Here is a 15392-nt window from a genome sequence, read left to right as displayed (position 1 = left end):
TCCGAATCCAAGTATGCTTTTTATGACACCGTTATTGCACAATAGCACAAATTTAGCGAAATGATGATCTGATATGTCTTTCTTTGCATTGGGTGTCAACCATCAAACTGCTTCTGTTGAGCTACGTGAGCAAATCGCTTTTAATCCAGAACGATTAAAAGATTTATTTGCCGTAGAAAGCCTTCGCCAAAATTTGAATGATATGGTGGTGGTGTCAACATGTAACCGCACTGAAGTCTATGCCATGGCTGAAAATGCCGATATGGTATTAAATTGGCTCGCCCAAACCAATGGTATTGATGTAAAGCAATTGTCAAATCATGTATATCGTTATGAAAATACTGATGCAGTTTCGCACTTAATGCGGGTTGCCAGTGGTTTAGACTCGTTGATGTTGGGTGAACCGCAAATTCTTGGGCAGGTTAAAACAGCACTATCAATCGCAAAAGATGCTGAAATCGTTTCACAAAATCTGAATCAAATATTTGAATATGCTTTTTATGCAGCCAAACGTGTACGTTCTGAAACTGCAGTCGGCAGTCATGCTGTCTCGATGGGATATGCTGTTGCCCAACTCGCATTGCAAGTGTTTAGTAAGCCTGAACAGCTTACAGTCATGGTGGTTGCCGCAGGTGAAATGAACAGCTTGGTGGCAAAACACTTGGCTGAAATGGGCGTTGCAAAAATCCTGATTTGTAATCGAAGCCGTGAACGGGCAGAGAAATTAGCACAAGAAATAGCGCATCGTGTTGAAGTGGAGATTATTCCATTTGATGAACTCACTACTCAGCTTTATCGTGCGGATGTAATTTCCAGTTGTACAGGCAGTTTGCATCAAGTCATTGCTTATGCAGATGTGAAATTCGCTTTAAAAAAACGTCGTTATCAACAAATGCTTATGGTCGATTTAGCTGTACCTCGTGATATAGATCCAAAAGTTGAAAGTTTGGATGGTGTGTATTTATACGGTGTGGATGATCTACAAAGTGTAATTGATGAAAATTTAGCACAACGACGTCAAGCTGCGGTCGAAGCAGAGGTTATGGTCAATCAACTGGTGACTCAGTTGGTGACACAGCAAAAAGTAAAAGAAGCAGGTGGGACGATTCAACAGTTTCGTGAGCACGGTGAAGAACAACGCCAGATGGAGTTGTCGCATGCCTTAGAACGTATTCAGGCAGGTGAGGATACGCAACATGTACTTGAGGATTTTGCACATCGTTTGACGCAAAAATTATTGCATCCATCTTCAATTTTGCTACGCCAAGCAGCGCAGGATGAAGATCCTTCACATTTTGAATGGATGAAAGAAAATATTCAGGATATTTTTGAACAAGAAAGAAAACCAAAAGCGAAGTGATTATTTTTTAAAACGAATGTGATTTAATGTTTTTGCTTCACCAGCTATTATTGGTGTATATACTAGTGCGATCAAATTAGAATAATGAAATGAAGGCAATTAAAATGCTTAAAACTTTATATATATTCATATTATTGTGTTTGTCAGTAGAATGCTTTGCAAAGCCTGTAAAGGACAGTGATGTATTATTGAACCAAGCCATCAAGGATCTACATAGCCTCTCTACGCAGGGTGGAATTATGGGGGTAATTGATTCCGTTGATCGATGCTATAAGAATCCCAAAAAACCTAAACTATATTGCTTTTATCTAGATTACTCAGGGCGGATATTTGATGCATTTATGGTCGAGAGTATAAATGCACACTCAGATTCTAATTACCCCACCAACGCGTTTTTTAGTGATGAAAACTTTCAAAAACGTATATTTATAAACCTATATAAGCCTTATGACTCCTCAATGGAAGAGGCCAATAGCCATATGAATTTTTTGTATTACAAAATACTTGATAAGCTCAATGAAGCGTTTATAGAAAATTAATGATGTACCAACTTTAAACTAATTTGTTTAGTCAGTTCATTGAGTTGTTTACGTAAATTACGTGATTCACTCAATGAGGTTGGTGCTTTAAGCTTTAATTTTAAATATTTCTCTTGTAAGGCCAAAGAGTAATCTGAAGCCAATTTATCTGCCATTTCAGGCGCCTCAGCCAAAGCCTGAATATTGGTGCGTTGTATGATTTCAGAGAGTTCCAAATGATAAGCACCACATGCACCTAAAATATAATAGGTTGCAAGTTCCTGATCATCTGGTAGATCGTCAAAGACACGATCAAATACAGCTAAGATTTGCGCCAATAATTCATCTGGATGAATCAATGCACGTAATACTTCAAAGTGAATATATAAAAACGGATGTTGCATCAAAATCGCCACAGCAAAGTCTTCATCTTTGGTGCGAATATTAAATGACAACGAGGCATCTAAGCTGACTTGAGGTTGCCATTTTCGATTAAAACCTAACTTTTCTTTAAAAAACTGTCTTAATAAATAGCGGTAAGAACCTTGTTTAGGTAATAATTCAGTCAGTTGATTGAGTTCAGCCATCACCTGACTTTTACCTTCAGGTGTAGCAACATCATAGTTTTGACTCAATAAAGCAAAGACAAAATCCGATAATAAAGGGGATTGTTGCCATATCCGTTGAAACGTTTCAAAACCTTCCTTGCGAATCAACGAATCTGGGTCATGTTCTTTGGGTAGAACAAAGAATTTAAGTTCACGACCATCGTTCAATAAAGGTAGAGCAATTTCTAAGGTTCGACGTGCTGCTTTTTGTCCAGCGGCATCACCATCAAACGCAATTGTGATTTGATTGTTCTGCTTAAATAAAATATTTAAATGATCTGCATTACTGGCCGTACCTAATGTTGCTGTCGCACCAGAAATCCCGTTTTGTTGTAAGGCGATCACATCCATATAACCTTCAACCATGAGCCAATTTTGCGCTCGGTCTTTCCGACCTTCATACAAGCCGTAAAGCAACTGGTTTTTATGAAAGACTTCAGAATCAGGTGAGTTAATATATTTCGGTTTGATTTCGTCATTCAATGCGCGACCACCGAAACCTACAACACGACCTTTGTTGTCTCGAATCGGGAAAATCACCCGATCACGCAACAAATCGAAGTCACGTCCACTATCACTGGTACGAATCAGACCTAGCAGTTTTAAGCCTTCAATATCTTGGGGGAAGGCTTTTTCTAAATGTTGCCAATCTTCTGGTGCATAGCCTAAACGCCAATATTGGATTGTTTCGGCGCTTAAACCACGATGTTTAAAATAATTTTGCGCCACTTTACTGTTGGGTAATTGCCGTTCATAAAATTGTGCAATATTTTCTAACAGATCATAAAGGTTGCCATCTTGAGGGATCTGATCAAAACCCACTGAGTCAAACTGGGTTGGATCGAAATGCTCAGGATCTGGATATTGGCTAAAGGCTTCAAAAGGATCAATTTCAAGTGGCTGAACAGAATCTGTTTTTTGCTCAGCAGGTTTAGAATCTACTACTTTATCGTCTACAGCCTTCACTGCTGGTTTTGGTTTAGATACTTCGCGTTTATACGACAGTTTTTTATTGTCATGATTGTCTTTGGGAAGTTCGACACCTGCATGGCTGGAGAGTTCTTTCATGACATCGACAAAATTTCGATTGTCAATATCCATTAAGAAGCGAATGGCATTGCCATTTGCCTGACAGCCAAAGCAGTGATAATACTGTTTATCACGGTAGACATGAAAAGAGGGTGACTTTTCCTGATGAAAAGGGCAACAACCTGAATAGGTGCGACCAGTTTTTTTCAATTTCACACGTTGACCAATCAGATCGACAATATCTGTGCGATCCAAAATTTGATCTATCGTGTGTTGAGGAATAGCCATAAATTTAATGTCATGTATCGTTTAAACCAATTTAAAGTTTAACGTAGTTTTGAGTCTAAAAATATCTATGAATAAAAAAGACGGGTAAAAACCCGTCTTGATTTGTCGCAATCAATATTTATTTACGTTGTCCATCATACAAACTTTCATCTGCACGTGCTGGCTCTTTAGACACTTCACGATTTGGACGATCAAGTAAGCCAAAACTCACTTTATTTAACAAGCTTGATTTTTGTTCTGCTTGATCAGACGTTTCAGAACCCGCATCTTTTGATACTTCTGCTTTATCACCACGACCTAAAATACCTAATGTTGCACGGTTCCACCAGCTCGCTTCTTTACGTGCTGCGCGTATATTCACTTCGCCATTGGATTTAACGAGGTTCGGGTAGTTTTGCTTAAGCACGCCAATGTACTGTTGTGAGGTTTCTTTATCGCCCAACTTGTCATAACCATACGCCATTGTTGCTAAGGCTTCAGGAACTTGAGGTGTTTGAGGATAGTGTTCAATCACCCATTGTGAACGTTCAATCGCAGCCAAATACGCTTTACGTTTAATATTGAAACGTGCGGTATTCATTTCACTTTCAGCCAGTTCTTGGCCGATGTATTTCATTCGTTGTGCAGCATCAACTGAATATTGGCTTGAAGGATAGCGACGAATTAAGTCGACAAAATTTTGATAGGCAATTTTTAAATAACCTACATCACGATGTGCTTGTTTTAGTGATGTATAGCGAAGCAAACTGTCATAATTTTGCTCCATATTGGCTACACCACGGACATAGTAGGCATAATCTAAATTCGGATGTTGAGGATTTAAACGAATAAAACGATCTGCCAGTGCAATTGTGCCTTCATAATCTTTTTGCTTAAATTTTGTGTAAAGCAATTCAAGCTGAGCTTGTTGTGCATATTGCCCAGTCGGGAAATAAGTATCCATTGCTTCTAACGCTTTTGCAGCATCGCCATATTGCCCACGGTCTAATGATTTTATCGCATTATTGTAATAAGTCTGCTCATTTGATTTCGGGCCTGTATCAACAACATCCTTCTTCGGATTGCTGCTACAGCCGACAAATGCAGTTGCTAAGCCTACAGTTAAAGCAAGCATTGTGACTTTATAACGTGGTAGCGACATAAAAATTCCTCTGTTTATACGGGCAATAGGCTACAATTGCGCTATTAAACCACTTTTGTCCGAATGAGCAAATGACTTCAGCACACTCTTCTAATTCTAATTTCCCAGAAAATGATTTCAATTTACTTGAAGATTCTGAGGATGCAGATAATCATAATTCTGCGCCGACTGCAACACGTTTATCGTTGCAATTTCAACTGGATGAAAGCTATTTAGGGCAACGTATTGACCAAGTCGCAGCACTGGTTTGGAACGAGTTTTCTCGTGAAAAACTCAAGCAGTGGATGAAAGAAGGTCATTTGTTGGTAAATGGTAACATTGTCAAGCCTAAGTATAAATGCGAAGGCAATGAACTTCTATGTTTAGATGTTGAATTGGAAGCACAAACGTCGGCACAACCTGAAAATATCCCTTTAAACATTGTTTATGAAGATGACGATATTATGGTCATCAATAAACCTGTTGGTATGGTTGTTCATCCTGGTGCGGGTAATCCAAATGGTACTTTGGTGAACGCCTTGCTTTATCATTACCCAAAATCTGCTGAATTAACTCGTGCAGGTTTAGTACATCGTATTGATAAAGACACCAGCGGTTTATTGGTTGTTGCTAAAAATTTGGAAGCGCAATTTTCTTTAAGTAAACAATTGGCTAAAAAAACAGTTTACCGTGTATATGACTTGATTTGTTATGGTCATATTATTGCAGGTGGAACGATTGATGAACCGATTAAACGTCATCCTGTAGATCGTGTAAAAATGGCTATTTTACCAGGTGGTCGTGATGCGGTGACGCATTATAATGTTAAAGAACGTTTTCAACATTTCACCCGTGTACAAGCGCAACTTGAAACAGGGCGCACTCATCAAATCCGTATTCATTTCACCTATATTGGTTATCCATTGGTGGGTGATCCAGTCTATGTTAGCCGAGTTAAAGTTCCAGCAGGTGCTTCTGAAAAGTTGAGCAGTGCATTGCGTAACTTTAAACGCCAAGCTTTACATGCCTCTAAATTAGGCCTAGTTCACCCACGTACACAAGAAGAAATGATGTTTGAAGCACCATGGTCAGATGATTTTGTTGAGTTGGTTGAAGTTTTACGCTCTGAAAACAAAGCCTATTAATTGATTTACATGATAAAACTGCTCAATGAGAGCAGTTTTATACAATGATTTAGTTACCACAAGGATCTTTTGTTCCTGTAGGAAAAGTATTGGTAAATTTTGATTTATCCGTGACTAATTCTAATGACATGGTTTTATTTAGGTATGGAGAGTTGGCTTCAAAACCCTCAAAATTGACTTGTGGGGCTACTGTGAAATCTTTAGGTTTCGACAGTAAAGTTGCGACATAACCTAAGTTGTTTTTATTTACAATCAGTCCAATTTGATTGGTATTTTGATTAAAGTAAATACCAATATTTTGTTGTGGCATGCCCTCAATCGGTATTCCATAACCATAAAGAGTTTCTGTTTGTTTAGTGTCTGGATGAGTTGAAGCTATTAGTATAAATACTACATTCTTTTTATTATCTTGAGAGCTTAATGCTGTGTTATTGGCATAGGTGATGAATATTGAATGCATATTCTTATCTTTGTCTTGGACAAATATTCCATAATTTTTAGTTTCTTTTCTATCGTTTGTTAATTCAGTTGGAATAATTTCTGTATTGAATTCAAGTCCAATAACGCCTGATTGAGGTAATGTTAATCCTCCTTCAGTAATCGTATTATTCGTCATTTCCAATGTACTATGATTCGCAGAATACGTGATTGGACTTGTTGTATTTAGAATTTTATATGAAACTTTTTGACCTGATACCGTAGGAAATTTTTGTGCTACAGGATTGTATTGATCAGATAAAAAACCGTCTAAATCATAACGACAGAGTGCAAATCCTTGCGTGCTGATAACACTCAAACTCAATAAAACAGCAAGCTTTAATTTTTTCATGGTTTGTCCTTATTTTTAAGTTTTAATTAATATTAATGAATTTGATTAAAAAAACAACACTATATTAAGTTGAAATGTTTAGTTTTGTTAATCAACAAAATGGACTAGAAGATTGGTTTTGGATTGAGTAAATTTGCTATAGTTATTGAGTCGTGAAAATGATTTGAAGAGGAAATGAGTCATATGCTATTTGTTCAAGGATTACCTCAAGGTGTATATGCAGGTCAGACTCATATATATCATCCAAAGGATTTGCCATCTGTACAGCCTGAGCTTGAAGGTTTTAATTTGGCTTTGCATGTAAATGACGATCCTCAACGGGTACAACAACACCGTATGATTTTATTGGATGAATTTGCCGAATTGGGTGTTAGTAAAATTACATGGATGACGCAAACCCACAGCACAATATGTCATACCATCAATGAAGAAATGACTTTTAGCGCATTGGAGGGTGATGGTTTGGTCACACAGACTCAGGGGCATGCCTTGATGATGATGACCGCTGATTGCCTACCCGTTGTTTTAGGTAATGCCGCAGGTACTGAGGTTGCCAACCTACATGCAGGTTGGCGCGGTTTAGCAGGGGGAATAATTGAAAGTACCATTGCCAATATGAAATCCCCACCTACTTGGGCTTGGTTGGGTGCAGCAATTAGCCAGCCTTGTTTTGAAATTGGCGCGGAAGTGAAAGCTGCTTTTTGTTCTAAATATGCTGAACTAGACACTGCATTTATAGAGAGTGAGCAAGCAGGTAAGCACTATGCGGATTTGTATGCGATTGCACGTTATATTCTTAAACAACATGGAGTGAATACGATTACAGGAGGAGATCAGTGTTCTTATCGTCAAGATCAGGATTTCTATTCTTATCGTCGTCATACAAAAACAGGGCGTATGGCTACTTTTGTATTTATTCGGAATTAAATCTTTATTTTTAAATAGATTTATCGTTGTTTTAAGTGTTATGTCATAGGTTTTCTAAACATTACAAGAATTGTTTAAAAATGAATTGATGTTAAACTTGACCAAATTTGTTTGTTTTCAATTGATATGTCTTTATCTGCTAAATCTATCGCGATCGTTTACCACAGTCCATTTGGTCATACTGCAAAAGTTGCGAATTATATTGCACAAGGTGCAGAGAAGATCGGTGTAACTGTTCATCAAATGGATATTGAGCATATTGATTGGGATATTTTAGATCAAGCGAATGCCATTATTTTTGGTTCACCGACCTATATGGGAAGTGTTACAGGTCCATTTAAAATGTTTATGGACTCTACCTCTAAACGTTGGAAAAATCGTGATTGGCAGGGCAAACTAGCTGCCGCATTTACCAATTCTGGTGGTTTAAGTGGCGATAAGTTATCTGTACTGCAACAGATTAATATCTTTGCAATGCAGCATGGCATGTTATGGTCTGGGCTCCCTTTAATGCCTACAGGTATTAAACCAACAGACTTAAACCGTATGGCGGGTTATTTGGGGTTAATGACACAATCAGATAATGCACCTGTTGAAATTACACCGCCCTCTGGTGACTTGCAAACCGCAACATGGTTTGGAGAGTATATTGCGTTGCTAGTAAATAAAATTACGCCGTAGTTGTTCATTGGTATTCGATAAAAGAATGGAAAATAGAATAAATAAAAACTTTTATAATAGGCTTCTTTGATAAGCCATTTTTAAACTATAGATCAATATACAAGCCCCTTCTCCCAACGGGAGAAGCAATTTTAAATACCAATATGATTCAATCAATATGATCATTTTTTGCATTTATGAAAACGTATTATGCACTGGTGACTTATGATCTGCTTTGGACGGATTATTGTGGAATTGTTAAGTATAAATATACAATTGTTAAAATTAGTTACATAAAGTAATATAAGTAAAAAATCCTTTAGAATCATTGTGAGGGTGACGTGAATTATATAAAAATTATAAAATATAAATATTTACGACGAAGTGTTATTTTCTTTATTTAACACTTAGTATATTTTTTATCCATAATAAGATCTGAGAAGATGGTATGGATATCAAAAAAAATCGAGAGATTAATAAGAAAATCATTAAAATTGCAAAACTAGCTTTCATTTGTACTGGATTGTTTTCTTCAATCCATAGTTTTGCAAGCACTTTACATTCTGAGAGTTTAATTCAATTAAATGATTCTGAACTTTCGGATGTGAGTGGTCAGGCACTGATGAGCTTGAGTTATATTGCCCCAAATGACTCAATCAATAACATGCAAGGACAAGATGTTGGATTCTATAAACTTGGATTGGAAGCAGAACTTGACCTAAATGCCAATATTAAAAAATTACAACTGGGTTGTGGTGGGGTAAACGGGGCAGGCGGTTGCGACATTGATATTGATAATTTAAGCCTTTCAGGTATAGCTGATACACGTGAAGGACGTGTGGGTTCAAGTGCAAAATTAACCAATCCCTTTGTAGAGTTTGCGATAAAAAATCCCAATTCTGTGTCAACACGAGAAGTGGTTGGTCTACGTTTAAGTGCTGAAAAAGTCCTAGGCTTGTTAACCACAGGAATAGAGAACTCTGATCTACCTAATGGAATAAATAGTTTAAGTGGGGCTATAAAAATTAAGGCGACTACAGGAACGGCATCCACTGCTCCAAGAGCAATGACATTTAATGATACAGATATGCCTATCCGAGGTAATATCAAAATGAGTTTTCTTCCAACAGTTAGTTTTGCAACAAACAACTATAATCTAGGACTACAATCTGCTGGTGCTACATTAGAGATCAATGCAAAAACGCTATATGGTAATCGTATGAATAGTGCACTTTTGACTGGGAAAGCTAAAATTGATGAACTATTTTTTAGGGGTACAATTAGACCAATTCTTGCAGGATTTGATTTATCATTTTTACAATTAAATGCGAGTGGGAGTATAACTGGATTAACTGCAGATTTAGATATTAACCAAAGCTTAGGATATATTCATAACTTAGAATTGAATAATCCATTTTCATTATCATTACAACAACAATCTGTGTGGTGGCCAAATGCTGAAATTGCGGCGCAAAGAGGATGGTGGTTAGCCATAGAAGATGAGATTGATATTGGTAAAGTCATACCTAAAAATCAGATTGAAGTGACCAATGACATATTGAAACAAGTTATACCAAGTTTAAATACCTATCTGGGTAAACGTGAAAACACTGTGATATGTCCAAGTATATTTGGTTGTGTTCTTAATGAAGTTGCGATTGGCAGAATTAATTTATCAGGAACAAATCCACTGTACTTCCCAATTAAGGATTTACCCTTAGCAACTCAAGGCTTTGCACCTAATTGCTATGGCAATCTAAAATTCTGTTAGACCTTTAAGACTAAAGGAAGCCTCCTGATGGAGGTTTTTTCTTATATAGGATTGAGCTTTATCACTGTGCCAATCATCACGACTTGCAATAACTCACTCAAGTGACTTGAAAAGCACACGAGGTACTGAAAAGTAGATTGTATGACTATTAAGTATAAATATATAATAATTAAAATTAGTTACATAAGAAAATATAAATAAAAAGTCTTTAGAATCATTGAGAAAGTAATCTTAGTTTGCATAATTATTATAGTATTGAGATATTTAATTCACTTTTTTGTTTGCTTTATTTGTATTTTAGTATATTTTTTATTCATAATAAAATGAGATAAGCTGATATGGATATCAACTATAATAGGATGATTGATAAGAAAATCATTAAAGTTGCAAAGAATATTGTAATTTATGCTGGATTGTTTTCTTCAATGCATTGTTTTGCAAATTCTCTATACTTGGAGAGTTTAACTCAATTGAATGACTCTGAGCTTTCCGATGTTCATGGTCAGGCACTGATGAGCTTGGGTTATATTGCCCCAAATGACTCAGTCAATAAGATGCAGGGGCAAGGCGTTGGTTTTTATAAACTTGGACTAGAGGCCGAGCTTGAATTGAATGCCAACATTAAAAAGTTACAGCTCGGTTGTGGCGGGGTAAACGGGGCGGGTGGTTGCGACATTGATATTGATAATCTGAGTCTTTCAGGTTTGGCTGATACGCGTGAAGGGCGTGTGGGTTCAAGTGCAAAATTAACCAATCCATTTGTAGAATTTGCGATAAAAAACCCCAATTCTGCTTCAACAAGAGAGGTGGTTGGCCTACGTTTAAGTGCTGAAAAAGTTTTGGGAATGTTGACAGCAGGTACTGAAAACTCAGACACACCGAACGGTATTAACTCTCTCAGTGGCTTTTTAAAGACGAAAGCAACTACAGGAATGGGATATACAAATAGTCGTGGAATGAGTTATGCAGATACCCAAATGCCTGTGACTGGAAATGTGGATATATGTGTTTTTCTATTTTGTGGGCGATTACCGCTTTCTTCAAATGGTTACAATTTAAATTTGGAGAGTACAACAGCGCCAATTCAAATTGATGCTACGACTATAAATGGTAAACGACAAACGAATGTCAATTTAACAGGTAAAGCTAATATTGATCGGTTGAATTTTGGAGGACGTCTAAAGGCTGGGGTGAGGGTTCCTCTACTCGGGACTTTAAACTTAGAAAAACAAGTAAACGGTAATATTACTGGGCTGATGGCCAATTTGTCCATTAGTCAAAATCTAGGTTATATCCATAAAATTCCATTAAATAATCCTTTTTCATTATCTCTACAAAGTCAAAATGTATGGTGGCCAAATGCAGAAGTAACTGCTCAAAGAGGCTGGTGGATGGCATTTGAAGATCCTGTCGACATTGGGAATGTTACACCATCAAAACGTATTGATATTACTAATGATGTATTAAGACAAGTGATCGGTCCATTAAGTACGGCTTTGTCAACGACCGCAGTACCATCTTGTCAAGCTTTGGATTGTCTATTTGGTAGTTCATTAGAAATTGGAAATATTAATTTACCTAATACATCAGTAAACTTCCCATTAAAAGATCTACAACTTAAAAATCAAGACTTTGCTCCAAACTGCTATGGCTCGTTAAAATTCTGTTAAAGGTTTGCTAAAAGAAAAAAACCTCCATTTCGGAGGTTTTTCGTATATCAAACAGATTATTTATGCATGATTCGTGATTTATCACGTTGCCAATCGCGATCTTTTTCAGTGGCACGTTTGTCATGTAACTGTTTACCTTTTACCAAAGCAATCTCAAGTTTAGCCAAATGACCTTTCCAGTAACACGCCAAAGGTACGCAGGTATAGCCTTTTTGATTGACAGCACCAAGTAACTTTTCAAGCTCACGGCGCGATAGCAACAGTTTACGGGTACGTGTCGCTTCAGGGACTACGTGAGTAGATGCTGAAAGTAAAGGTTGAATTTGAGCACCGAAGAGAAATGCTTCATTATTTTTAAAGGTGATATAGCTTTCAGTAATGGTCATTCGCCCAGCACGTAATGACTTGACTTCCCAACCTTGTAACGAAAGCCCAGCTTCAAATTTTTCTTCAATAAAATAATCGTGGCGTGCACGTTTATTTTGTGCAATCGTCCCACTATTATTTTTTTTAACGACAATGTTTTTCGACATAATACAAATATTCCAAGAATAGCCTTATTTTGCCTCAAACTTGGCTTCAGGTGAAGTCATTTCACAATTAAAGCCAAAGCTAAATCAAAAGAGGTTATTCGCTAATATTTAAGTTTTTGTTAAACTATAGCCCTACATAACAAACTAGAGTACAAATGGATGTCTAAAACTCGTGTCATCTATCCAGGAACTTTTGATCCAATTACCAATGGCCATGTTGATTTAGTCGCACGTGCTTCACGAATGTTTGATGAAGTTGTGGTCGCAATTGCAATTGGGCATCATAAAAATCCAGTCTTTAGTTTGGAAGAACGTGTAGAGTTAGCAAAGATATCACTCAAACATTTACCCAATGTTGAGTTTGTCGGTTTTGATGGGTTATTGGTAAATTTTGCACGTGAACAACATGCTACAGCAGTGTTACGTGGCTTAAGAGCTGTTTCAGATTTTGAATATGAATTTCAGCTTGCGAATATGAATCGTCAGCTTGATCATGATTTTGAAACAGTATTTTTAACACCATCAGAGCAATTTTCATTTATTTCTTCGACGATGGTTCGAGAAATAGCACGATTGAAAGGCGATGTGGCAAAGTTTGTTCCTCAATGCGTTGTCGAAGCCTTCCATCGTAAACATCAACAAGGTTGGTAGCGTGTCTTTAATTATCACTGATGAATGTATCAATTGTGATGTATGCGAGCCTGTATGTCCAAATGATGCCATTTTTATGGGGGAGGAGATTTATGAAATCCATCCAAACCTATGTACAGAATGCGTCGGGCATTTTGATCAGCCACAGTGTGCGCTTTTCTGTCCAGTCGACTGTATTCCGCTCGATCCGAACCATGTAGAGAGCCAAGACGACTTGATGGAAAAGTATAAAAAACTAATTGCTCAAAAAAGCGCAAGCAATTAGCCGAGAAATTTGTTAGGATACGCCCCGAAGTGAGCCAGACGATCGCTGCTGTGGAGATCTCCGTGATTGAAGCAGGGGAGGAAAGTCCGGGCTTCATAGGGCAAGGTGCCAGGTAACGCCTGGGCGGTGTGAACCGACGGAAAGTGCAGCAGAGAGTAGACCGCCTTCAATATCGTTTCTTTTCGGAGAAATGGAAGGTAAGGGTGAAAGGGTGCGGTAAGAGCGCACCGCATGGCTGGTAACAGTTCATGGCATGGTAAACCCCACCGGAAGCAAGACCAAATAGGGATCCTATAGGCATGGCCCATGCTGGATCCGGGTAGGTCGCTTGAGCGTATGAGTGATCATGCGCCTAGAGGAATGATCGTTCTAGACAGAACCCGGCTTATCGGCTCACTTCGATGAATTTTATTTTAATTAGTGCTTGACGTAACATTGTTTACAGCAGATAATGCGCGCACAGTTTTAGGCTATGTAGCTCAGTTGGTTAGAGCACCGCACTCATAATGCGGGGGTCACAGGTTCAAGTCCCGTCATAGCCACCATTTTTATAGACCACGTTTCCAAAAACGTGGTCTTTTTTTTATCTACAAGATTTAAACTTTAACAGCGAGACTTGGTCTTGTTTAAAAACCAAGGTTCATCCCTGTACTATCCCCAATATAACTTAAGCTACTTTTAGGCGTCTTTTTATAATCATAAAGCGTTGTTTTTGATAATTTAGCCAAGCCAAATTGATAAGAAAAGTTAAATTGCACCTGATTGATGTTGTATTGCGTTAACACCTCAGCGTGTTGTTGATTAATCTTTTCTAGCAATGTTTCAGCACGATCAAGTTCATCGAGATAATCTGGCTGATTCACATTTAAAATTAAAACCTGATTTGTGGATTCAGCCTCTCCGATGAAGGTATAGCGACTTTCAACTTGAGCATTTTTAATGTCATCAGAGATCAAACTAAAATCATTGGCTGACATTGTTTTGCTTTGGGAATAACTCCATAAATTGACAGAAAAAATCACAATGGTTAACAGCGCAATGATGTAGTAATGAATGTTCCATACAGATTGGCGTGGAATATTGGATTGAGCGTTTCTGAGGATTTGAGTTTCACTGAGTAGATCGTGCAGAGATTGTTGGCTATTTCCATTAAAAATAGCCAAGTAGAAACAGGCAAAGACGATACTTTGAAAAAATGCCACAAGCAGACTGAGAAAAAAATGCTGAGTTGAATATGTTTGTAAATAACCTGCAAAGCAAAATGGAATAATAAAGATACTTGATCTAACCAGAGAATGCATAAATGGAATTGAAGCACCATTTAAGTCTTTTACTCTAATTTTACCCAGGATTTTCCCAATGGTTTTACCATTACCTATCTGGCTGTTAAAAGCAGCAAAATAAAATAGACAGAGGAGCGTGCCTATACATTGGAAAATAAAAGGAGAATTTTCAAAATATGGGTAGAGTATTTTGCCCGTCACTAAACAGGCTACGCCGACGGTAATACAGTCGATGATAAATGCGAATATTCGAGGAAATATAGGGGCGGCTTTTTGAGTTTCAGTAGTAATTTCAGACATGGTGTTGGTTTAATTAAGTTTATGAAAATATTAATAATTAATGTAAATTTAATATATTATAAGTTTTTTAATGAAAAATGACCAGAAAAATATAGTTGAGCTATCACGCTTTTTAGCAAGATGTATTGAACTTTGCGTTATTTTTAAATTGGCGATTTATAGATGATTTACAAATTTTAGGCATAAAAAAACCAGCTTATCGCTGGGTTCTTTATTGCACCATTTTAATAAGACTTAAAATGGTGCCCGAGGCCAGACTCGAACTGGCACGCTTTGTGGGCGGGGGATTTTAAATCCCCTGTGTCTACCGATTTCACCACTCGGGCATGTGCGCAATAATAAAGGACAGTTTTTCTCTTGGCAAGCGTATTTATGTCGATTTGCTTTCTTTTCAATCAATTCATGTGCTTATGTTTGAAAATAAAGCATTTTAAG

General features: G+C 37.4%; 14 protein-coding genes, 2 tRNA genes and 1 other RNA gene. 11 read left to right on the top strand and 6 right to left on the bottom strand.

From position 1 onward, the window contains the following. The first annotated feature begins 73 nt into the window (after positions 1-73). Positions 74-1360 (top strand): glutamyl-tRNA reductase, encoded by a 1287-nt coding sequence (hemA, locus tag CQZ96_RS08410; RefSeq protein WP_056514355.1) that lies wholly within the window; start codon positions 74-76, stop codon positions 1358-1360. 89 nt (positions 1361-1449) lie between these two features. Then, the gene (locus CQZ96_RS08405; protein ID WP_228722788.1) at positions 1450-1899 is read left to right on the top strand and encodes a hypothetical protein; all 450 of its coding nucleotides are present in this window, start codon (positions 1450-1452) and stop codon (positions 1897-1899) included. On the opposite strand, the gene CQZ96_RS08400 is transcribed toward CQZ96_RS08405, so the two are convergent. Together CQZ96_RS08400 and CQZ96_RS08395 are read right to left on the bottom strand one after the other, a co-directional pair. After that, positions 1896-3803: a DNA primase gene (locus CQZ96_RS08400; RefSeq protein WP_105713101.1), complete on the bottom strand. Its 1908-nt coding sequence runs from the start codon at positions 3801-3803 to the stop codon at positions 1896-1898. The genes CQZ96_RS08405 and CQZ96_RS08400 overlap by 4 nt on opposite strands. Positions 3804-3921: 118 nt before the next feature. Then, on the bottom strand, positions 3922-4944 hold the full coding sequence (locus tag CQZ96_RS08395; protein ID WP_004722484.1) for an outer membrane protein assembly factor BamD: 1023 nt from the start codon (positions 4942-4944) through the stop codon (positions 3922-3924). Positions 4945-5015: 71 nt separating this feature from the next. On the opposite strand from CQZ96_RS08395, the gene rluD reads away from it, so the two are divergent. Further along, positions 5016-6068: a 23S rRNA pseudouridine(1911/1915/1917) synthase RluD gene (gene rluD, locus CQZ96_RS08390; protein WP_004722483.1), complete on the top strand. Its 1053-nt coding sequence runs from the start codon at positions 5016-5018 to the stop codon at positions 6066-6068. A gap of 49 nt (positions 6069-6117) precedes the next feature. Here rluD and CQZ96_RS08385 read toward each other — a convergent pair whose 3' ends face one another. Beyond that, entirely contained in the window at positions 6118-6897 is a 780-nt protein-coding gene (locus tag CQZ96_RS08385; protein ID WP_105713100.1) for a DUF4882 family protein, read from the bottom strand. 183 nt (positions 6898-7080) lie between these two features. Between CQZ96_RS08385 and pgeF the strand changes: the two genes are divergently transcribed. The 4 genes from pgeF (at position 7081) to CQZ96_RS08365 (ending at position 11925) form a co-directional block, all read left to right on the top strand. Next, positions 7081-7824, top strand: coding sequence for a peptidoglycan editing factor PgeF (gene pgeF / locus CQZ96_RS08380; RefSeq protein ID WP_105713099.1), 744 nt, complete (start codon positions 7081-7083; stop codon positions 7822-7824). 126 nt (positions 7825-7950) lie between these two features. Further along, positions 7951-8505: a flavodoxin family protein gene (locus CQZ96_RS08375; RefSeq protein WP_056514339.1), complete on the top strand. Its 555-nt coding sequence runs from the start codon at positions 7951-7953 to the stop codon at positions 8503-8505. A gap of 427 nt (positions 8506-8932) precedes the next feature. Next, on the top strand, positions 8933-10255 hold the full coding sequence (locus CQZ96_RS08370) for a hypothetical protein (RefSeq protein WP_105713098.1): 1323 nt from the start codon (positions 8933-8935) through the stop codon (positions 10253-10255). A gap of 338 nt (positions 10256-10593) precedes the next feature. Then, positions 10594-11925, top strand: coding sequence for a hypothetical protein (locus tag CQZ96_RS08365; protein WP_105713097.1), 1332 nt, complete (start codon positions 10594-10596; stop codon positions 11923-11925). 56 nt (positions 11926-11981) lie between these two features. Here the strand turns inward: CQZ96_RS08365 and smpB are convergent, their stop codons facing one another. Then, positions 11982-12458, bottom strand: a complete 477-nt coding sequence (gene smpB / locus CQZ96_RS08360) for an SsrA-binding protein SmpB (protein WP_004722477.1) — start codon at positions 12456-12458, stop codon at positions 11982-11984. Between the two features lie 159 nt (positions 12459-12617). Here smpB and coaD point away from each other — a divergent pair, with 159 nt between their 5' ends. From coaD to CQZ96_RS08340, 4 genes are all read left to right on the top strand, one after another. Continuing rightward, the gene (coaD, locus tag CQZ96_RS08355; RefSeq protein WP_004722475.1) at positions 12618-13109 is read left to right on the top strand and encodes a pantetheine-phosphate adenylyltransferase; all 492 of its coding nucleotides are present in this window, start codon (positions 12618-12620) and stop codon (positions 13107-13109) included. Position 13110: 1 nt separating this feature from the next. Further along, on the top strand, positions 13111-13374 hold the full coding sequence (locus CQZ96_RS08350; RefSeq protein WP_004722473.1) for a YfhL family 4Fe-4S dicluster ferredoxin: 264 nt from the start codon (positions 13111-13113) through the stop codon (positions 13372-13374). Between the two features lie 26 nt (positions 13375-13400). Continuing rightward, an RNA gene (gene rnpB / locus CQZ96_RS08345) (RNase P RNA component class A) lies at positions 13401-13778 on the top strand. 64 nt (positions 13779-13842) lie between these two features. Continuing rightward, positions 13843-13919 (top strand) — tRNA-Met (locus tag CQZ96_RS08340). Between the two features lie 81 nt (positions 13920-14000). On the opposite strand, the gene CQZ96_RS08335 is transcribed toward CQZ96_RS08340, so the two are convergent. Together CQZ96_RS08335 and CQZ96_RS08330 are read right to left on the bottom strand one after the other, a co-directional pair. After that, positions 14001-14957, bottom strand: a complete 957-nt coding sequence (locus tag CQZ96_RS08335; RefSeq protein ID WP_105713096.1) for an RDD family protein — start codon at positions 14955-14957, stop codon at positions 14001-14003. A gap of 240 nt (positions 14958-15197) precedes the next feature. After that, positions 15198-15283 (bottom strand) — tRNA-Leu (locus CQZ96_RS08330). Positions 15284-15392: the final 109 nt, after the last annotated feature.

This window comes from Acinetobacter sp. MYb10 (assembly GCF_002980175.2).
GTDB lineage: Bacteria > Pseudomonadota > Gammaproteobacteria > Pseudomonadales > Moraxellaceae > Acinetobacter > Acinetobacter guillouiae.
The sequence above is the reverse complement of the archived record's forward strand: the minus strand, read 5'-3'. Positions and strand labels throughout refer to the sequence as shown.